Raw genomic sequence first — 18,623 nt, 5'->3', positions numbered from 1 at the left:
GGTCATCCTTGTACCGACGGCTCAACGGGCGAAGACGACCCCTTGCCGTCGACCCGTCAGGTCAACCCTCGTCAGGGACCAGGCGCAAGGAGATCGAGTTGATGCAGTACCGCTGATCCGTCGGCGTCGGGTACCCCTCGCCCTCGAAGACGTGCCCCAGATGCGAGCCGCAGCGGGCGCACCGCACCTCCGTGCGGATCATCCCGTGGGAGCGGTCCTCCAGGAGCTCCACCGCGTCGGTGTCCTTCGGGTCGTAGAAGGACGGCCAGCCGCAGTGGGACTCGAACTTCGTGTCGGAGGTGAAGAGTTCGGCGCCGCAGGCGCGGCAGGAGTACACACCCTTGGTCTTGGCGTCCGTGTACTCACCGGTGAAGGCGGGCTCGGTGCCGGCCTGGCGCAGGACCGCGTACTCCGCCGGGGTCAGCTCCGCGCGCCACTGCTCGTCCGGCTTGTCGACGTCGTACGACATGAAGGCCAACCCCTTAACTCTGTGCGAGACGGTCCAGGATCCGCGGGCCGAGGTCCGTGACGTCGCCCGCGCCCATGGTGAGAACGAGATCACCCGGCTTCGCCATTCCCGCGACGACCGCGGGGACCTCCGCCTTGTCGTGGACGGCCTGCACGTCCGCGCCCGCCGCCCGCGCCGCCTCGATGATCAGCTCGCTGGTCACGCCCGGGATCGGGTCCTCGCGGGCGGGGTAGATGTCGAGGACCACGGAGGCGTCCGCGAGCGCCAGCGCCTGGCCCATCTCCTTGCCCAGTTCCTGGGTGCGGGAGAACAGGTGGGGCTGGAAGACCACCAGGATGCGGGACTCGCCGGCCGCCGCCCGCATCGCCTCCAGGTCCGCCGTCATCTCGGTGGGGTGGTGGGCGTAGGAGTCGACGACCTGGACGCCGGCCTGCTCGCCCTTCAGCTGCAGGCGGCGCTTCACCCCCGTGTACGCGGCCAGGGCCGGGGCCAGCTCCGCCGCCGGGATGCCGAGCGCCACGCCCGCCGCCAGGGCCGCGACCGCGTTGTGCGCGTAGTGGCGGCCGGGGACGGAGACCGTGAAGGTGAGCTCCTGGCCGTCGAGGAGGACCGTGACCTCGCTCTTCAGGCCCTGCGGGACGACCGACAGGACCCGTACGTCGGCGTCCTCGGCCCCTCCGTACGTCACCACTGTCACGTCGCACGCCGTGACGCGCCGCGTCAGTTCGCGTGCACCTTCGTGGTCCGCCGAGATCACCAGCGTGCCGCCCTCGGCGATGCGGTCCACGAACGTCTCGAAGGACTCGTAGATCTCCTCCATCGACGCGTAGTTCGCGTGGTGGTCGAGTTCGACGTTGAGGACGATGGCGACCTCGGGGGCGTACTTGTGGAAGCTGCGGTCCGATTCGTCCGCCTCCGCCACGAAGATGTCGCCCTCGCCGTGCAGGGCGTTCGAGCCCGGGGCGTCCAGGTCGCCGCCGATCGCGTACGACGGCTTCAGGCCCAGCTCGGTGAGGGACACCGCGAGCATCGACGTGGTGGTCGTCTTGCCGTGGGTGCCGGCGACCGCGATCGGGCGCAGGCCCTCCATCAGGGCCGCGAGGGCGTCGGAGCGGTGGACCACCGGGATGCCGAGTTCGGCCGCGCGGGCCAGTTCCGGGTTGTCCTCCCGGATCGCCGAGGAGACGACGACACAGCTCGCGTCGTCGGCGAGGTGCCCGGCCGCGTGCCCGATGTGCACCGTCGCGCCCAGCGCGCGCAGGGCCTCGGCGGTCGGCGAGTCCTTGGCGTCGCTGCCCGCCACCCTGGCCCCGCGCTGCGCGAGGATCTTCGCGATGCCCGACATTCCGGCGCCGCCGATGCCGATGAAGTGCGGTCGGTCCATGGCGGTGGGGAGGCCGGGTGCCATGCGTGTCTCCTGAATGCTGGTACGGCGGACGTTCAGCGACACACCCTAGTCCGTCACGACAGGGTCCCGGTGACGCTCACGCCTTGCTGTGGGAGAACAGCTTGAGCACCGGCACGCCCACCTTGTGCCGCGCCCTGGACGCCCAGTCGCGGTGGAAGAACTCCTCCACGTAGTGCGGGTCGGTCAGCACGATCACCTCGTCCGCGCCGACCTCGCCGACCAGGTCCTTGAGCGCGTCCAGCGGGTGGTCCTCGATGAGGCGTCCCTCCGCCGCGCCGCCCGCCGCGCGCAGGGCGGCCAGGGACACCTCCAGGGCCTGCCGCCCCAGCTCGGCGGCGTCCTTGCCCTCCGGTGTCTCCCGTTCGTGCGCCGCCTCGTCCAGCTCGCCCAGTGCGATGTCGTCGATGGCCCGCAGCAGGCGGTCCGCCTGGTCGCCGCGGGGCTGCAGCAGGACGTGGAAGGAGACCGGCTCGTCACCGTGCAAAGTGGTGACGAACTCCACGTCGGCGGACGTGAGGGCCTTCTCGATCATCAGTACGCTCGTGAACACGACAGGCGCCCTTCTCCTCCATGGACCGCGGGCCTTTCCCGGCGGGCCGTCACGGCCCTTGCGGAAACCATCCTGCCCCGGCACCGGCACGGGATCCGCGAGAACTAGTGTGCCCACGGAACATTGAACGGAACGGGTGATTCCGTGCCGTCGCCGCATATCGGGAGCTTCCGCCATCAAACGCCCCGTGCGCTCCCGCCGCTCAGGTCCTGCGGTACCGGCTGAACAGGAACCCCTCCTCCTCCAGCAACGACGCCAGCGCGAAGCGCTTGGGCACCGTGAGCGAGGGCCCCCCGGCGATCCGCTGCGCGTCGCCCGCCGTGAGCATCGGGGAGACGGTCAGGCACAGCTCGTCGAGCACCCCGGAGACGACCAGCTGGCCCAGCAGGCGCGGCCCGCCCTCGGTGAGCAGCCGGGTCATGCCGAGCTCCGCGAGGGCGCGTACGGCGCGCACCGGGTCCACACCCATGCCGTCCCCGGCGATCACCACCCGGGCGCCCGCCTTCTCGGCCGCCGCCACCCGGTCCGGGGCCGCCGCGGCCCCGGTGAGCACCAGCGTGGGCACCAGGGGCGAGGTGAACAGCGGCCAGGAGAAGTCCAACTCCAGGCTGGAGCTGACCACGGCGATGGCGGGCACCGGGCCCTGTCCGGCCGCCTCACGCATCGCAGCGAAGGCCTCACGCTCGCGCGCCGGACGGTATCCCTCCTGCCGTACCGTTTCGGCACCCACGATCACCACGTCCGCGAGCCCCCGCAGCGTGCCGAAGATCCGCATGTCGGCAGCGCTGGAGATCGGGTGGGACCGCCCCTCGTGCTGGGCCGCACCGTCCAGCGTGGAGACCATGTTGGCGCGCAGCCAGGGCTCCCGGCCCCCGGGCGGGGGCTCCGGGTAGGCGTAGGCCTCGGCGAGCTCCTCCAGCGACCACTCGCGGTCGACGGAGCCGCCCGCCGCGCTGGCGCCCGGCGCCTGCCCGGTGTCCGGGGCCGGAGCACCCGGCCGGGCCGCTGTTTCGTCTGTTTCGTCGGTCACAGGGAACAGGCGTCGCATGTCGTGCAGTGTGGCACGACACGTACAGTGGGGAAGCGTGTCGTCCTCCACCGCCGCCTCCCGGACCGAACCGATAGCCGTCGCGGCCCCGCTGTCCCTGTGCGCACGCGAGCCGCACGTCCCCGCCGACCGGCTCGTCGCCGAGATGGTGCCGCCGCCGCGCTTCGACTCGGTCCGCTTCTCGACGTATGTCCCGGACCCGAACCAGCCCAGCCAGAGCGAGGCCGTCCGCGTCCTCGAGGGCTTCGCGACCGGGCTCGGCGGGGCGCAGTCCACGGGCAGGCGGGGATTCCTCGGGTTCGGCAGGAGCAAGGCCCCCAAGACGCCCGCGGGCCCCCGCGGTGTCTACCTCGACGGCGGCTACGGCGTCGGCAAGACCCACCTGCTCGCCTCCCTGTGGCACGCCACCCCGGCCGATCCCTCGCTCAAGGCCTTCGGCACCTTCGTGGAGCTGACGAACCTGGTCGGCGCGCTCGGCTTCCAGCAGACCGTGCAGACGCTCTCCGGCCACCGCCTGCTGTGCATCGACGAGTTCGAGCTGGACGACCCCGGCGACACCGTCCTCGTCTCCACCCTGCTCGGCAAGCTCGTCGAGGCGGGCGTGGCGCTCGCCGCCACCTCCAACACCCTGCCGGGCAAGCTCGGCGAGGGCCGCTTCGCCGCGGCCGACTTCCTGCGCGAGATCCAGGGGCTGTCCGCCCACTTCCGCACGCTGCGCATCGACGGCGAGGACTACCGCCACCGCGGCCTGCCAGAGGCGCCGGCGCCGTACACCGACGCGCAGGTGACGAAGACGGCCTACGCCACCGCGGGCGCCTCGCTCGACGCCTTCCCGGAGCTGCTCGACCACCTCGCGCGGGTGCACCCCAGCCGGTACGGCGCGCTGACCGACGGACTGAAGGCGGTGTGCCTGACGGACGTCCGGCCGGTGCCCGACCAGTCGACGGCGCTGCGGCTCGTCGTGCTCGCGGACCGGCTCTACGACCGCGAGGTGCCGGTGCTCGCCTCCGGGCTGCCGTTCGACAAGCTGTTCAGCGAGGAGATGCTGAAGGGCGGTTACCGGAAGAAGTACTTCCGCGCCATCTCCCGCCTCACCGCGCTCGCACGCGACGCCTCGAGCCTCGTTCAGGACCAGTAGCCCCACAGGCCCGTTCACGCGTAGCAGACTCAAACTGACGTGCGTCAGCGACGACTTCAGGCCACGCTCACCTCGATTTTTGGGCTTTCCTTTACCTGAAACGTAAAGTTAACCTTGCAAAGGCGGTTGCCGGGTTAACGTGTTGGCCAGACACCTTCGACGGACGCCGGCAAGGGGAAGGAGGCGCATGGTACGCGGTGCGACGTTCCGGTTCGTGCTCACGATCCTCTCCGCCGTCCTGCTCGCCCTGCAGCTCTTCGCACCCACCGCGTCCTTCGCCGCCTCCGCGCACCAGGCCCATGTGAGCGCCGTCGAAGCGCCGGAGGCGGTCACCGTCAAGCGCGCCGACGAGACGGACGAGGTCGTCACCTGCGGCGACCACGGCCAACCGGCCGGCCCCACCGGCCCGCTGCGCACCCGTGACCGGCACCGCGCGGCGGCGGACTCCGCTCCGGAGGCCCCCGCTCTCGTGGCGCTGGCACGCGATGTCACGGCCGTGCGGCCACCGGCTGCCTCTCCCGGCGCGCTGCGCATATCCAGATCCTCGACCGCTCACACTGCCGCGGCACTCCAGGTGTTCCGCTGCTGAGCACTTCACCCGGTACGGGCTGACACGACCTCCCCTCACCACGCCACGTTGGCCGAGCGCGTCGACGTGTGTCGTGTCGCCGTACCCGCATCTGCCATGTTTCGTACACCGACGCGCCATCCAGGGCGCGCCAGGAGGAACTGACAATGCAGCCCCTCATCGACAACGCCCGTGCGCACGGTCAGCGCCCGGAGCAGTTCGCGCGGCTGGCCGCGGGCCAGTCCCCGCAGGTGTTGTTCATCACCTGCTCCGACTCCCGGGTCGTGCCCGCGCTGATCACCGGAGCCCGGCCCGGTGAGCTGTTCGAACTGCGCACCGCGGGCAACATCGTGCCTCCGTACGCCTCCGAGCACCCCACCAGCGAGGCGGCCACCATCGAGTACGCCGTGGAGGTCCTCGGCGTTCAGGACGTCGTGGTCTGCGGCCACTCCCACTGCGGAGCCGTCGGCGCGCTGGTGCGCGGCGACGACCTGACCGGCGTACCGGCCGTGCGCGACTGGCTCGCGCACGCCGCGCCCGAGCCGCGGTCGTCCGCCGCGGACGACCCGACGGTCGCGGAGGCCGTGCAGAACCACGTGCTCGCGCAGTTGCTGCGCCTGCGCTCCTACCCGTGCGTCGAGCAGCGCCTGAAGTCGGGTCAGCTGCGCCTTCACGGCTGGTACTACGAGGTCCACACCGGATCGGTGCACGAACACCGCACCGATACCGACACGTTCGAGGCCCTGTGAGCGGCGCGATGACCAAGTTTCCTTATCTGAGGCAGGACTTCGCCGCCTCCATAGTCGTCTTCCTGGTCGCCGTGCCGCTGTGCGTCGGCGTGGCCGTCGCCTCCGGCGTCCCGGCAGAGCTCGGACTTGTCACCGGCATCGTGGGCGGGCTCGTCACGGGGTTCATGCCCGGCAGCAGCCTTCAGGTGTCGGGGCCGGCCGCCGGCCTGACCGTGCTGGTCTTCGAGGCCGTCAGCGAGTTCGGTGTGTCGGCGCTCGGCGTGATCGTGCTGGCGGCCGGACTGCTCCAGCTCGCCATGGGCTTTCTCAAGGTGGGCCGCTGGTTCCGGGCGATATCCGTCTCCGTCGTCGAGGGCATGCTCTGCGGCATCGGGCTCGTGATCATCGCCGGCCAGATATACGCGGCGGCGGGCCTGAAGGCCCCCAAGACCGGCGTCGGCAAGATCGCGGGCCTGCCGGGAGCTTTCGTCGACGCCGTGAGCAGCACGGAGGCCCTGGCCTCGCTCGCGATCGGCGCGGGCACCATCGCCGTCATCCTGCTGTGGAAGAGGATGCCCAAGGCCGCGCAGGCTGTGCCCGGTGCCCTCGCAGCGGTCGTGCTGGCCACGGTCGCCACGCTCGCCTTCAGCCTGCCGGTCGCGACGGTGAAGGTGGAGGGTCTGCTTGGCGTCATCCGGCCTCCCGGGACCGAGGCCCTGGGCGAGCTGGCCTCCCCGGCCATCTGGGGCACCATCCTCGCGTTCACGCTGATCGCCTCGGCGGAGAGCCTGTTCAGCGCGGCGGCAGTGGACCGGCTGCACGACGGTCCACGCACCGAGTACAACAAGGAGATGATCGCCCAGGGTGCGGGCAACACGGTGTGCGGTCTGCTCGGCGCCCTGCCGATGACCGCGGTGATCGTGCGCAGCTCCGCCAATGTCAACGCGGGCGCGAAGACCAAGGCCTCCCGCGTCCTGCACGGCGTGTGGCTGCTGCTGTTCGCCGCCGCGATGCCGTGGGCCCTGGCGCTGATCCCCATTCCCGCCCTCGCCGGCATTCTGGTCCACGCCGGCTGGAAGCTGATCCCGTTCCGGCAGGTCGCGTCGCTGTGGCGGTCGCACCGGGGCGAGGCGCTGATCCTCGTGGTCACGGCGGTCTCGATCGTCGCGGTGAACATGTTCGAGGGCGTGCTGATCGGTCTGGCCCTGTCGGTCGTCAAGACCGCCTGGGAGGCGTCGAAGGTCAAGCTGGAAGTCATCGACAAGGGCGCCGGCCCCATTCAGGCGTACCTTTCGGGCAATGCGACGTTCCTGCGGCTGCCGAAGATCCTCGACAGTCTGGAGGCCCTCCCGCAGGACCGGCCCGTGGAGCTGGACCTCTCCGGGCTGCACCACCTGGACCACGCCTGCCGTACGGCCCTGGACAACTGGGCGGAGCGGCACAGCGTGCCCGGGACCGAGCCGGTGCGGATGACGTCCGGCGCGGAGCCGCTGGAGATGGCGTCCGGCACCTGACGACCCGGGGCCGCTCGGCCCCCGACCCCCTGGGGCCCGCCGGTGATGCATCGGCGGGCCCTCGGTTGTGCACCGGCGGCCCTCGGTTGTCCCTCGCCTGGTGGGCTCCGGCGGAACTATCGTGGCAAGTGCACACATACCGGGCCTCTCGACGAGGGGGTCGTCATGCTCCAGGAGCTGGTGGGTGCCCTTGTGGGGGCCGGCGTCGCGGGACTCGTGGGCCTCGCCTCGGCGGCACGGGTCGTCAAGCAGTACGAGCGCGGGGTGGTCTTCCGCTTCGGGCGGCTCCTCGGCTCTCCCCGGCCGCCGGGCTTCACCCTGATCGTTCCCGTGATGGACCGGTTGCAGAAGGTCAACATGCAGATCGTGACGCTGCCGATCCCCGCACAGGAGGGCATCACCCGGGACAACGTGACCGTGCGCGTGGACGCCGTCGTCTACTTCAAGGTGGTCGATCCGGCGAACGCGCTGATCCGGGTCGAGGACTACCGATTCGCGGTGTCGCAGATGGCGCAGACCTCGCTCCGCTCGATCATCGGCAAGAGTGATCTGGACGACCTGCTGTCCAACCGCGAGAAGCTCAACCAGGGCCTGGAGCTGATGATCGACAGTCCGGCCGTGGGGTGGGGCGTGCAGATCGACCGCGTCGAGATCAAGGACGTGTCGCTGCCGGACGCGATGAAGCGGTCGATGGCCCGGCAGGCCGAGGCCGACCGCGAACGCCGGGCGCGCATCATCAACGCGGACGCGGAACTCCAGGCCTCCAAGAAGCTGGCGGAGGCCGCCGGAGTGATGTCCGACCAGCCCGCCGCGCTCCAGCTGCGGCTGCTGCAGACGGTGGTGGCGGTCGCGGCCGAGAAGAACTCGACGCTGGTGCTGCCGTTCCCGGTGGAGCTGCTCAGGTTCCTGGAGCGGGCGGCACAGCAGCACGAGACGCAGCCGGCGGCTGAGGGTGCCCGCGACGGTGACCGCGCCCCCTCCTCGCCGACGGCCACACAGGCACCACCGGCGGTCACCGCCGGGCAGGCGGCGCCGGACGACGCCGCGGGCGCCCGGACACCGGAGGCCGAGGACGCTCCCGCTCCCCCGTCGGCGAGCGAGCCCACGTCCGACCTCCCGGAGGAGACGACCCGCGACCTCCCCGAGGAAGCGACCCGCGCACTGTCGTCCTCCGAGAACGCGGTGACGCCACCGTTCTAGGGTCCGGACGCGTGCGGCCGTCCCCCGAGGGTGCGCCATGGCGAAGAAGCGCGACGAGTCCCCGCTGCGTGACCTGCTCCGCCTTCCCCCGCCGAGCCCGTCGACCTGAGCGCCCACGACGCCGGCGCGACGCCCGGCGCCCCCGGCGACAAGGCCGCCGGGCTCGCGGCCACCGCCCGCATGGGCAAGGACCTGGCAGGCCTTCAGGAACGCCTGTGGGCGGGGGCGACCGCCGGGGACCGCCGCCGGATCCTGCTGGTGCTCCAGGGCATGGACACCAGCGGGAAGGGCGGCACGGTCAAGCACGTCATCGGCCTGTTCGACCCGGCGGGCTGCCGCATCCACGCTTTCAAGGCGCCGACGCCCGAGGAGCGGCGGCACGACTTCCTCTGGCGTGTGGTGAAGGCGCTCCCGCAACCCGGCGAGATCGGCATCCTCGACCGCTCGCACTACGAGGACGTGCTGATCGCCAAGGTCCGCTCGCTGGCCCCGTACGACGAGATCGAGAGCCGCTACGACCGGATCAACGGGTTCGAGACGTCCCTCACGGACGACGGGGTGACGATCATCAAGTGCTTCCTGCACATCTCCTACGAGGAACAGCGGCGCCGCCTGCTCAAACGTCTCGACACGCCGCGCAAGCGGTGGAAGTTCGCCCCCGGCGACCTCGACGAACGGGCCCTGTGGCCGGCCTACCAGCGGGCGTACGAGACGGCCCTGGCCCGCTGCGCCACCCTGGCCGCGCCCTGGTACCTGGTCCCGGCCGACCACAAGTGGTACCGCAACTGGGCCGTCAGCAGGCTCCTGCTGGAACACCTGCGCGAGCTGGATCCTCAGTACCCGGCGGCGGAGTTCGACGTGGACGAGTACCGGGAACTACTGGCGCAGGGCGCGGTCAGGCCACGGTCCCGGCCGGGCGGGTGACAGGAGGGACCACTACGACAAGGGCCACCCGATACATCCACTTTTGACAGCATCTGCCACCTTACGTTCGTACGGTGATCCCTCTTGTGCGACGTATCGCCTGCCTTGCCGCCCTCTGTGCCCTCGGCGCCGCGCCCGCCGCCTGCGGAGCCGACGACGCCCCCGGCGCCCCGCCCGGGGCGCCATCGACCACCCCGGCTCCGCCTCGGCGGCCCGCGGCACGCCGCCCATGCCCGCGCCGGGGCCCGGTGGACTCGCACCCGTCTTCCAGAAGGGTGCGACGCGCGACAAGACCGTCGCCCTCACCTTCGACGCGGACATGACCGCCGATCAGGGGAACCGGGCGGAGAACGGCGAGGCGTTCGACAACCCCGATCTGATCGACACGCTGCGGGACCTGGAAGTTCCGGCGACCGTCTTCATGACGGGGCGCTGGGCGGACCAGTACCCCGACGAGGCGCGGGACATCGGTGAGGACCCGCTCTTCGAGGTCGGCAACCACTCCTACAGCCACTACTCCTTCACCCGGAGCTGCTACGGCCTGCCGGTCCTGCCCGAGAAGCAGCTGCGCCCGGACGTGGAGCGCGCCTTCACCGCGATCCGCAAGGCGGGCGTGCCCCATGTGATGCCGTACTTCCGCTTCCCCGGCGGCTGCTACGACGACCGGGCCCTGCGCGCGATCGGTCCCCTCGGGGTCACGGTCGTCCAGTGGGACGTGGTGAGCGGGGACACGTTCGCCACGGACGCGAGCCGGGTCGCGCGGCAGGTGCTGGAGGGGGTGCGGTCCGGCTCGGTGGTGGTCATGCACTGCACCCGCAGCGCGGCGCCGGTGACGGAGGAGGCGGTGCGGGCGGTGGTGCCAGAGCTGCGCAAGCAGGGGTACCGCTTCGTCAAGGTCTCCGAGCTGATCGGGGCAGCGGGCCGGCGCCGGTAGGGACCGCGCGGGTGTGCCTACGCTGGGGGCATGAGCGATGACCGCGACATGACCGCCTACTGCGACACGGGGACCCCGCACCCGGACCCGGCGCCCGGGGCGGGCGGCCCCCCGTTCGCCGAGTGCGTGCTGTGCCGCCGGCCGACGGAGTACCCGGAGTCGTACAAGGGGATCACGCTGTGCCCCGTCTGCGAATGGCAGGAGGCCCAGCGCACGGCCTGCTCCGGATGAGCCGGCAGGCCCCCGCCCGCCACCGGAATCCCCCGATCTTCCGCCTGGCAGACTGGACGCCGTGAGCAGTGACCAGACCCGCCAGGACAGCCCGTTCCGTTCCGAGCGCACCGCGCGCGACGAGTCGCCGCAGTTCGTGCTGCCGCTCGTCGTGCGCATCGAGCGCGCCGCTCCCCCGGCCCGCACGGACGCGCTTGAGACGGCGGCGCGTGCCGTGCTCGTGATCCTGAGCGACGAGCGTTCGCTGGGCGAGGGAGAGTGGGCGCGGGCGATGCGGGACTGGCAGGACGCGCGGATCCGCAAGGTGGTGCGGCGGGCGCGCGGCGCGGAGTGGCGGCGGGCCGAGGCGCTGCCGGGCATCACGGTCACCGGCAAGTCGGCGGAGGTCCGGGTCTTCCCTCCCGTCCCGCTGGACGGCTGGCCGAAGGACCTGGCCCGACTGCAGGTCTCCGGTACGGACCTGGAGGACCCGGAGCCGCCGATGGAGGCGGACCCGACGGCTCCCGTGCTGTGGCTGAACCCGGACCTGGAGATGTCGGCGGGCAAGGCGATGGCCCAGGCGGGCCACGGCGCCCAACTGGCCTGGTGGGCCCTGCCGGAGGAGGAGCGAGCGGCCTGGCGCGACGCCGGCTTCCCCCTCGCCGTCCGCACGGCTCCCCCGTCGCGCTGGCAGGAACTGACCACGTCGGGCCTGCCGTTGGTACGCGACGCGGGCTTCACGGAGATCGCCCCGGGCAGCTGCACGGTGGTGGCGGACCATCCGGCGCTGCGGGGCGACTGACCGGGAGGGGGCGCCGTGAACCCCCCGCGGCGGCGCTGCGGTGCGACTGACCCGGAGGCGGCGCCGCGAGCCCCCGCGCCGTGGACGGCACGGCTCGTCCTTCTCCCGCCGGATTGCTCAGAACCGCTGACCAGAACGGCCTGCCAGGGCTTCGGCACGGTCCCGCACGATGATCTTGCCGGTGTTCTCACCGCGCAGCATCCCCAGGAACGCCTCGACGATGCCCTCGAACCCGTCGACCACCGTCTCGTCCAGGGCGAGTCGGCCGCTCTGCAGATGCGGCACCGCGAACTCGTACAACTCCTCCTGCACGTCGCGGTGGTTGCTGACCAGGAAGCCCTCCATGCGGAGGCTCTTCTCCACGATGTCCGCGTGGTTGAAGCGCGGCGGGGGTGCGTCGGGGGTGTTGTACTGGCTGATCGTGCCGATGCGGACGATGCGTCCGAACTCGCGCAGCGCTCCCACCGCCGCGGTCAGATGCTCGCCGCCGACGTTGTCGACGAACACGTCGATGCCGTCCGGCGCGACCTTGCCGAGCAGGTCGGCGGCGGGCCCGTCGTGGTAGTCGAAGACGGCGTCGTAGCCCACTTCCCGCACGAGGTGGCCGGCCTTCGCCGCCGAACCCGCGCTGCCCACGAGCCGTCCGGCGCCGAGCAGCCTGGCGAACCTCCCGGTCGCCGTGCCGACCCCGCCCGCCGCGGCCGACACGAACAGGTCCTCGCCTTCCCGGAGCCGGGCGATCCGGGTCAGGCCCACATAGGCGGTCAGACCGGTGCCGCCGAGGATGCTCAGGTACGCGGTCAGCGGCACCCCGTCGAAGCGTGGCAGTCGCCGGATCTCCTCGGGCGTGACCACCGAGTGCGTGCGCCAGCCCTGCCGGTGGAACACGATCTCGCCCTCGGCCAGGTGAGGTGTGCGCGAGGCGATGACCCGCCCTATGGTGCGGCCCTCCAGCGGTGCGCCGAGTGCGAAGCCGCCGGGCACGTCGTCCATCATCTCGCGGTGGTAGGGGTCGACCGACCAGTAGAGGTTGTGCACGAGCGCGCTGCCGGCGGGGGGACGGGGAAGCGCGGACTCGACGAAGGCGAAGTGCTCGGCGGTGGGAAAGCCGTGCGGGCGAGCGGTCTGGTGCACGGTGAGCGCGGTCTCGTTCATGGCCGGACCGTAGGGCGGGAATGCCCCTGCCGTGCAGCCGGTTGGGCTCATGCGACACGCCGTTCCATGAGCAGTTCTCATACCCCGAGGTGAGCGTCCCGTGCCCCGTACGACCGACTCCGATCTCGCCCCGCACGAACTGCGCGTCCTGGTGGCGGTCGCGGACACCGGCGGTTTCTCGGCCGCGGCCGGCGCACTGGGTCTGACGCAGTCGGCGGTCTCCCACTCGGTGCGCGGCAGCGAGCGCAAGATCGGCGCCGTCCTCTTCGAGCGCGGCCGCACCGGCGCCCGCCCCACCCCTGCCGGGGAGAAGTCCGTCGCACACGCCCGCCGCATCCTGCGCCTGCTGGACGTCCTGACCGCCGAGGCGCGCGGCGCGGCCCGGCCGGAAGCGGTGGAGGGGCCGCTGCGGATCGTGACCTTCCGCAGTGCGGCCCTCGAGTTGCTGCCGCCCGTCCTGGAGCGGCTGCGCGCCAGGCACCCCGGGATCGAGCCGCGGGTGCGGATCGTGCGGGAGGTGGGGCGAGGTGCCGCGGGCGAAGTGGCCGACGGGAAAGCCGACATCGGCATCGCCACACTGGGCGGCTCGCTGCCGCTTCCCGGAGGTCTGGTCGCGAGCGGACTCTTCGAAGAGCCGTACGCCCTGGTGTACGCGGCGGGCCACACCGCCCCGCGTTCTCTGCCGTTGGTCGACTGGGCGGAGAACTGCGGCTCATACACCTGCGCCTGGTGGGCCGCGCAGGACTGGATCCCGAAGGCGACCATCGAGGCCGAGGACGACGGAGCAGTGCTCTCCTTGGTGAGCGGAGGTCACGGGATGGCCATCATGCCCGCGCTCTCGCTGGTCGGAGCGCCGCGCTCGGTCGAGATCACCGATCTCGGACCCGACCGCCCGACACGCCGGGTCGGCTATGTCACCACCTCCGAACTGGCCGGCTCCGCAGTCGTGCGCGCCTTGGTGAGGGAACTGCGGGCAACGGCCCTCCAGGGTGTGTGCGGACTCGGCCGCGAAGCGTGATCAGACCCGGTGAGTCACTCCCGCACCTGCGCTTCCCGTACGTGGGAGCGTCCCGGCTACCCTCTTGCGCACACACTTTCCGCACGCCCGCGCACGCACCCCAGGAGGTCGCCATGTCCGGCACCCGGCTCGACGGCAGGGTCGAACGGGGGAACCGGACCCGGCAGCTGGTGTTGCGGCGGACCGTCGACATCGCCTCCGTCGAAGGGCTGGACGCGCTGTCCGTGGGGCGCATCGCGACCGAGCTGCAGCTGAGCAAGAGCGGGGTGTTCGCCCTCTTCGGGTCCAAGCAGGAGCTGCAGCTCGCCACGGTCCGGGAGGCGTCGCGCATCTACGTCGAGCAGGTCGTGCGTCCCGCCGCCGACACCCCTGTCGGGCTCTCCCGGTTGTGGCGGCTGTGCGAGCTGTGGCTCGACTACTCCGAGGGCCGCGTCTTTCCCGGCGGCTGCTTCTTCTACGGCGTGATCGCCGAGTACGACGCCCGGTCGGGGCCCGTCCACGACGCGGTCCTCCGGGCCCAGCGGGACTGGACCGCCCACATCGAGCGCACGATCACCGAGGCCCGCGACGACACCCGCGAGCTGCGTGCCGACACCGACGCGCCGCAACTGGCCTTCGAGCTCATCGCGTTGATGGAGACCGCCAACGTCGTCTCCGTGCTGCACGACGACGGCACCGCCTATCGCCGGGCCCGTATCGCCATCGTGTCGCGGTTGCGGGCCGCCGCTGCCGATCCGTCGATCGTGCCTCAAGTCCCTTGAGTGCTGAAGGATTTCTCCCCGGATACGGTCGCCGGAAACTAGTAGCACGATCGTTCGCATAGTTTTATTCTCGGCACCATGGACATCACCGGAGCGAACGAAGCCGAACTCGTCGAGCTCGACCGGATCGCGGTGCAGGAGTCGGTACGGCTGGTGGGGCTGGCCCGGGTGCAGGACTGGGAGCGCGACACGCCGTGCGCGGATTGGACCCTGCGACGTCTCGTGGCGCACATGGCCGCCCAGCACCACGGGTTCGCGGCAGCCGCGCGGGGTGCCGGGAGCGAGAGGGCGCACTGGCGGGAGCCCGAGGACATGCGCGACCCGTCCGACACCTACCGCGGCGCCGCCATGAGCGTGCTGGCGGCCTTCGTCGAACCGGACGTCCTCGGGCGGGAGTTCGCGCTGCCCGAGCTGGGACGCGTGGTGCCCGGACGGATGGCCCTCGGCTTCCACCTGGTCGACTACGTGGTGCACGCTTGGGACGTGGCCGCCGCTCTGGGTATGGCACCGGTGCTGCCCGCCGCCGTGCTCGAGGCCGCCCTCGGTGTCGCCCTGCTCGTGCCGACGGACCCGGTGGGACGCGGACCGGGCTTCGCCTTCGCGCCGCCGCTCGCCGTACCGCCCGGCGCGGATCCGCTCGCCGCGACCCTGCGCCTGCTCGGCCGGGACCCCGGCACGTGGGCGGTCGCGCGGCAGCCGTAGCGAGTTGGGCGCAACCTCAAATGTTGCTCTGAACGTCCCCGGTCAGGGGTTCGACACCGACGGTCGGGGCCATGACTCCGTCACCGCGACAGCGGGCGGTCCACGGGTACGGGCGGGCCGGGCGAGGGAGGGGACGATGGAGCGACTGGGAACGGGCATCGGGTGGCGGCCGGAGATCGCCGACGCGGTGGAGCGCATGCCGGGCCTCGACTGGGTGGAGGTCGTGGCCGAGAACCTGTGCCCCGGGCGCCTCCCCGAGTCACTGCTGCGGCTGCGCGAGCGCGGCGTCACCGTCGTCCCGCACGGTGTGTCCCTCGGCCTCGGCGGCGCGGACCGCCCCGACGAGGCCCGGCTGGCCGCGCTCGCCGAGCGGGCCGAGGCCCTGGGCGCGCCGCTCGTCACCGAGCACATCGCGTTCGTACGGGCGGGCGGACCGCGGACGGCGTCGCCGCTGCTGGAGGCGGGGCACCTGCTGCCGGTGCCGCGCACCCGGGACGCGCTGACGGTCCTGTGCGAGAACGTCCGGATCGCGCAGGACGCGCTGCCCGTGCCGCTCGCCGTGGAGAACATAGCGGCGCTGATCTCCTGGCCGGACGAGGAGATGACGGAGGGGCAGTTCCTGTACGAACTGGTGGAGCGCACCGGCGTGCGGTTGCTGATCGACGTCGCCAACCTCCACACCAACCACGTCAACCGGGGCGAGGACCCGGCGAAGGCGCTCGACGAACTGCCCGTCGAGGCGATCGCGTACGTCCATGTCGCGGGCGGCTACGAACGCGACGGCGTCTGGCACGACAGCCACGCCCACCCGGTCCCGCCACCCGTCCTGGACATCCTGGCGGACCTGGCGTCCCGTACCGCGCCACCGGGCGTCCTGCTGGAACGCGACGAGAACTTCCCCGAACCGGCGGAGCTGGAGCGGGAGTTGGCCGTCATCCGGGAGACGGTCGAGAAGACGGCGCCCGGCCCGGGGACGCGTACGCCCCTGGCGACGGCAGCGAGCGGGCGTCCGGGTGCCGACACCGAAGCGGACCGGCAGCGGCTCGGGCTCGCCCAGGCCGCGCTGCTGTCCTGTCTCGTCGCCGGCACTCCCGTGCCCGAGGGGTTCGACCGGGTGCGGCTCGGGGTGCAGGCGCGGGCCCTTGCCGCCAAGCGGGCCGGTGTCGTGGCCAAGGTCGCGCCCGAGCTGCCCGGCATCCTCGGAGAGGGGTACCGGTCCACCTTCCTCGGCTACGCCCAGCGGCATCCGATGACCGGCGGCTACCGGCGCGACGCCCTCGACTTCGCCGAGCACCTGCTGCTCACCGGGCGGCCGGAGGACAACGAGGCGCGGCGCCGGCTGCGCGTGTGGTGGCTGGAGCGTTCGGGCCCCACGCCGCCGTCCCGGCATCCTGCCGCCCGTGCGCTCCGCGCCACGCGGCGGATCCTGCTGCGGAACTGAGGCGCCTTCCCGCGGGGCGCTGCCCGCGTCCGCCCACCGCCTAGCACTCCGGCGGGCGTTCAGGAGGTCGTCCGCGGGGAATGTGCCGTGGTTAACACAACAGTCGCGCCCTTGGGGGAGAGCGGTTGCTTGCCGCGATTCGTCCGGCAATGCCCGGTCTTGCGACTGCGGTATTCGGTGAGCGATGCCCAGTTTCCAGCCGCTTTGTCCGGTACGGCAGTTGGCGTATACGGCGCAGTAATATGCCAACTCGCACCCGAAGCGCACTAGCGTGCGGTGCCGCAAGCAGGAGGCACCATGAGATCCAGACCCGTCCGAGGCCGCGGCATCCTCAGCGGCACCGGGATCCTCATCATCTTGCTCGCGGGGACGCTCGCCGCGCTGGTCTTCCCGGTCTGGTCCTACGCGGACCGTGCCGGCACCGGCGTGGACACTCTGAACGCCGAGTCCGTGTCGACCCAGTACGGTCCGCTGTCCGCGCTGGACCGCGACTTCATCACCAGGGTACGGCTGGCCGGGCTGTGGGAGCTGCCCGCGGGACAGCAGGCCGAGCAGAAGGGCACCACCGAGGCCGTCCGCACCGCGGGCGAGCACCTGGTGCAGGGCCACACCTTCCTGGACGCCCGGGTCCGCGACGTCGCCGCGCGGCTCGGTCTCGCCCTGCCCAACCAGCCGAACGCCCAGCAGCGCCAGTGGCTCGACACCCTGGACGCCGCCCAGGGCGAGGAGTACGACCGCGACTTCGCCAACCTGCTCCGCCGGGCCCACGGCAAGGTCTTCACCGTCGTCGCCCAGGTCCGCGCCACGACCCGCAACTCGCTCGTGCGCGCCCTCGCCGACGACGCGAACGCGACGGTCCTGGACCACATCAAGGTCCTGGAGGCCACCGGTTACGTCGACTTCGACGCGCTGGCGCAGGACGCGGCCACCTCGAGCCCGCCCCCGCTCACCCACTCCCCCGCGCCGCCCGGGCCCACGGAAGACCCCGGCACACCGGTCCCGGTGACCCCCTCGCCGACGTACACACTGCCGCCGGCCGCGTCGAGCCCACCGCCGTGATCCACCGGCGGGGGCACGGCAGGCCGCGCCCCGCGGAGTGGGCTCAGGCGAGCCCGGCCACCAGCTCCGCGACCGACTTCCTGCGCCCGGTGCTGCACCACCTGGGGGACAACCCCCAGACCCCCGGCCGGTCGCCGGCGCGCCGCCACTTGTCAGGCGAGCCCGGCCACCAGCTCCGCGACCGACTTCCTGCGCCCGGCGCTGCACCACCTGGGGGACAACCCCCAGACCCCCGGCCGGTCGCCGGCGCGCCGCCACTTGTCAGGCGAGCCCGGCCACCAGCTCCGCGACCGACTTCCTCCGCCCGGTGTAGAAGGGCACCTCCTCGCGGACGTGCATCCGTGCCTCCGAGCCGCGCAGGTGGCGCATGAGGTCGACGATCCGGTAGAGCTCGTCGGCCTCGAAGGCCAGGATCCACTCGTAGTCACCGAGGGAGAACGACGCGACCGTGTTGGCCCGCACGTCCGGGTAGCCGCGGGCCATCTTGCCGTGGTCCGCGAGCATGCGGCGGCGGTCCTCGTCCGGCAGCAGATACCAGTCGTACGAACGCACGAACGGGTAGACGCTGACGTAGTTGCGCGGCGTCTCGTCGGCGAGGAACGCCGGGATGTGCGAGCGGTTGAACTCGGCCGGGCGGTGCAGCGCCATGTTCGACCACACCGGGGTGAGCGCGCGGCCCAGCTTCGTGCGGCGGAAGAGGTTGTACGCCTCCTGGAGCTGGTCGCTCGTCTCGGCGTGCCACCAGATCATGAGGTCGGCGTCGGCACGCAGGCCGGACACGTCGTACGTGCCGCGGATGGTCACGTCCTTGGCTGCGAGCTGGTCGAACAGCTCCTGGACCTCGTCGGCGTACCCGGCGCGGTCCTCGGGCAGCACGTCCTTCAGCTTGAAGACGGACCACAGCGTGTAGCGGATGACCTCGTTGAGGTCCTTGGCCAGCTTGCCCTTGTTCGGGATCCTGCCGGACTCGGTGGTGGGGGCGTCGTCACTCATG

19 protein-coding genes and 1 pseudogene are annotated in these 18,623 nt (G+C 71.9%); 14 read left to right on the top strand and 6 right to left on the bottom strand.

The window, feature by feature from the left end:
- Positions 1-61: 61 nt before the first annotated feature.
- The 4 genes from msrB to N8I84_RS30405 all read right to left on the bottom strand — a co-directional run bounded on the left by msrB (position 62) and on the right by N8I84_RS30405 (position 3,475).
- Positions 62-469 (bottom strand): peptide-methionine (R)-S-oxide reductase MsrB, encoded by a 408-nt coding sequence (msrB, locus tag N8I84_RS30420; protein WP_263232608.1) that lies wholly within the window; start codon positions 467-469, stop codon positions 62-64.
- A gap of 13 nt (positions 470-482) precedes the next feature.
- Positions 483-1,877: a UDP-N-acetylmuramate--L-alanine ligase gene (gene murC, locus N8I84_RS30415; RefSeq protein WP_263232607.1), complete on the bottom strand. Its 1,395-nt coding sequence runs from the start codon at positions 1,875-1,877 to the stop codon at positions 483-485.
- A gap of 76 nt (positions 1,878-1,953) precedes the next feature.
- On the bottom strand, positions 1,954-2,427 hold the full coding sequence (locus N8I84_RS30410) for an indole-3-glycerol phosphate synthase (RefSeq protein ID WP_200418357.1): 474 nt from the start codon (positions 2,425-2,427) through the stop codon (positions 1,954-1,956).
- Positions 2,428-2,629: 202 nt separating this feature from the next.
- Positions 2,630-3,475: a pyrimidine reductase family protein gene (locus tag N8I84_RS30405; protein WP_263232606.1), complete on the bottom strand. Its 846-nt coding sequence runs from the start codon at positions 3,473-3,475 to the stop codon at positions 2,630-2,632.
- Positions 3,476-3,512: 37 nt separating this feature from the next.
- Between N8I84_RS30405 and zapE the strand changes: the two genes are divergently transcribed.
- The 9 genes and pseudogenes from zapE (at position 3,513) to N8I84_RS30360 (ending at position 11,493) form a co-directional block, all read left to right on the top strand.
- The gene (zapE, locus tag N8I84_RS30400; RefSeq protein ID WP_263232605.1) at positions 3,513-4,613 is read left to right on the top strand and encodes a cell division protein ZapE; all 1,101 of its coding nucleotides are present in this window, start codon (positions 3,513-3,515) and stop codon (positions 4,611-4,613) included.
- A 187-nt stretch (positions 4,614-4,800) separates the two neighbouring features.
- Positions 4,801-5,202, top strand: coding sequence for a hypothetical protein (locus N8I84_RS30395; RefSeq protein WP_263232604.1), 402 nt, complete (start codon positions 4,801-4,803; stop codon positions 5,200-5,202).
- A 146-nt stretch (positions 5,203-5,348) separates the two neighbouring features.
- Positions 5,349-5,930: a carbonic anhydrase gene (locus tag N8I84_RS30390; protein WP_263232603.1), complete on the top strand. Its 582-nt coding sequence runs from the start codon at positions 5,349-5,351 to the stop codon at positions 5,928-5,930.
- Positions 5,931-5,938: 8 nt separating this feature from the next.
- Positions 5,939-7,423 carry a SulP family inorganic anion transporter gene (locus tag N8I84_RS30385; RefSeq protein WP_263232602.1) on the top strand — a complete coding sequence of 495 codons (1,485 nt, stop codon included), beginning with the start codon at positions 5,939-5,941 and terminating at the stop codon, positions 7,421-7,423.
- Positions 7,424-7,588: 165 nt separating this feature from the next.
- Complete coding sequence (locus N8I84_RS30380; RefSeq protein WP_263232601.1) at positions 7,589-8,623, top strand: slipin family protein; 1,035 nt, start codon at positions 7,589-7,591, stop codon at positions 8,621-8,623.
- Positions 8,624-8,660: 37 nt separating this feature from the next.
- A pseudogene (locus N8I84_RS30375) lies at positions 8,661-9,547 on the top strand (PPK2 family polyphosphate kinase).
- Positions 9,548-9,776: 229 nt separating this feature from the next.
- Entirely contained in the window at positions 9,777-10,481 is a 705-nt protein-coding gene (locus N8I84_RS30370) for a polysaccharide deacetylase family protein (RefSeq protein ID WP_263232600.1), read from the top strand.
- Between the two features lie 30 nt (positions 10,482-10,511).
- Positions 10,512-10,712, top strand: coding sequence for a hypothetical protein (locus N8I84_RS30365; RefSeq protein ID WP_263232599.1), 201 nt, complete (start codon positions 10,512-10,514; stop codon positions 10,710-10,712).
- A 52-nt stretch (positions 10,713-10,764) separates the two neighbouring features.
- Positions 10,765-11,493, top strand: a complete 729-nt coding sequence (locus N8I84_RS30360) for a peptidyl-tRNA hydrolase (protein WP_390899062.1) — start codon at positions 10,765-10,767, stop codon at positions 11,491-11,493.
- Positions 11,494-11,610: 117 nt separating this feature from the next.
- Here the strand turns inward: N8I84_RS30360 and N8I84_RS30355 are convergent, their stop codons facing one another.
- The gene (locus N8I84_RS30355) at positions 11,611-12,648 is read right to left on the bottom strand and encodes an NADP-dependent oxidoreductase (RefSeq protein ID WP_263232597.1); all 1,038 of its coding nucleotides are present in this window, start codon (positions 12,646-12,648) and stop codon (positions 11,611-11,613) included.
- A 100-nt stretch (positions 12,649-12,748) separates the two neighbouring features.
- Here N8I84_RS30355 and N8I84_RS30350 point away from each other — a divergent pair, with 100 nt between their 5' ends.
- From N8I84_RS30350 to N8I84_RS30330, 5 genes are all read left to right on the top strand, one after another.
- Positions 12,749-13,666 carry a LysR family transcriptional regulator gene (locus N8I84_RS30350; protein ID WP_263232596.1) on the top strand — a complete coding sequence of 306 codons (918 nt, stop codon included), beginning with the start codon at positions 12,749-12,751 and terminating at the stop codon, positions 13,664-13,666.
- Positions 13,667-13,779: 113 nt separating this feature from the next.
- Positions 13,780-14,427: a TetR/AcrR family transcriptional regulator gene (locus N8I84_RS30345; protein ID WP_263232595.1), complete on the top strand. Its 648-nt coding sequence runs from the start codon at positions 13,780-13,782 to the stop codon at positions 14,425-14,427.
- Between the two features lie 78 nt (positions 14,428-14,505).
- Positions 14,506-15,129 (top strand): TIGR03086 family metal-binding protein, encoded by a 624-nt coding sequence (locus N8I84_RS30340; RefSeq protein WP_263232594.1) that lies wholly within the window; start codon positions 14,506-14,508, stop codon positions 15,127-15,129.
- A 136-nt stretch (positions 15,130-15,265) separates the two neighbouring features.
- Entirely contained in the window at positions 15,266-16,570 is a 1,305-nt protein-coding gene (locus N8I84_RS30335; RefSeq protein ID WP_263232593.1) for a DUF692 domain-containing protein, read from the top strand.
- Between the two features lie 297 nt (positions 16,571-16,867).
- Positions 16,868-17,629 carry a DUF4142 domain-containing protein gene (locus N8I84_RS30330; RefSeq protein ID WP_263232592.1) on the top strand — a complete coding sequence of 254 codons (762 nt, stop codon included), beginning with the start codon at positions 16,868-16,870 and terminating at the stop codon, positions 17,627-17,629.
- 261 nt (positions 17,630-17,890) lie between these two features.
- Here the strand turns inward: N8I84_RS30330 and hemQ are convergent, their stop codons facing one another.
- A complete protein-coding gene (hemQ, locus tag N8I84_RS30325) occupies positions 17,891-18,622 on the bottom strand; it encodes a hydrogen peroxide-dependent heme synthase (RefSeq protein WP_263232591.1) in 732 nt (243 codons plus the stop codon).
- Between the last annotated feature and the right edge of the window lies 1 nt (position 18,623).

The sequence above is a fragment of the Streptomyces cynarae genome, assembly GCF_025642135.1.
In the GTDB taxonomy this organism is placed as follows: Bacteria; Actinomycetota; Actinomycetes; order Streptomycetales; family Streptomycetaceae; genus Streptomyces; species Streptomyces cynarae.
This window is presented reverse-complemented; position numbering and strand designations above follow the sequence as displayed.

Coding starts and splice junctions, on each gene's coding strand:
- msrB (WP_263232608.1), bottom strand. CDS start 469: ATGTCGTACGACGTCGACAAGCCGGACGAGCAGTGGCGCGCGGAGCTG.
- murC (WP_263232607.1), bottom strand. CDS start 1,877: ATGGCACCCGGCCTCCCCACCGCCATGGACCGACCGCACTTCATCGGC.
- N8I84_RS30405 (WP_263232606.1), bottom strand. CDS start 3,475: ATGCGACGCCTGTTCCCTGTGACCGACGAAACAGACGAAACAGCGGCC.
- N8I84_RS30395 (WP_263232604.1), top strand. CDS start 4,801: ATGGTACGCGGTGCGACGTTCCGGTTCGTGCTCACGATCCTCTCCGCC.
- N8I84_RS30390 (WP_263232603.1), top strand. CDS start 5,349: ATGCAGCCCCTCATCGACAACGCCCGTGCGCACGGTCAGCGCCCGGAG.
- N8I84_RS30385 (WP_263232602.1), top strand. CDS start 5,939: ATGACCAAGTTTCCTTATCTGAGGCAGGACTTCGCCGCCTCCATAGTC.
- N8I84_RS30380 (WP_263232601.1), top strand. CDS start 7,589: ATGCTCCAGGAGCTGGTGGGTGCCCTTGTGGGGGCCGGCGTCGCGGGA.
- N8I84_RS30370 (WP_263232600.1), top strand. CDS start 9,777: ATGCCCGCGCCGGGGCCCGGTGGACTCGCACCCGTCTTCCAGAAGGGT.
- N8I84_RS30365 (WP_263232599.1), top strand. CDS start 10,512: ATGAGCGATGACCGCGACATGACCGCCTACTGCGACACGGGGACCCCG.
- N8I84_RS30355 (WP_263232597.1), bottom strand. CDS start 12,648: ATGAACGAGACCGCGCTCACCGTGCACCAGACCGCTCGCCCGCACGGC.
- N8I84_RS30345 (WP_263232595.1), top strand. CDS start 13,780: ATGTCCGGCACCCGGCTCGACGGCAGGGTCGAACGGGGGAACCGGACC.
- N8I84_RS30340 (WP_263232594.1), top strand. CDS start 14,506: ATGGACATCACCGGAGCGAACGAAGCCGAACTCGTCGAGCTCGACCGG.
- N8I84_RS30335 (WP_263232593.1), top strand. CDS start 15,266: ATGGAGCGACTGGGAACGGGCATCGGGTGGCGGCCGGAGATCGCCGAC.
- N8I84_RS30330 (WP_263232592.1), top strand. CDS start 16,868: ATGAGATCCAGACCCGTCCGAGGCCGCGGCATCCTCAGCGGCACCGGG.
- hemQ (WP_263232591.1), bottom strand. CDS start 18,622: ATGAGTGACGACGCCCCCACCACCGAGTCCGGCAGGATCCCGAACAAG.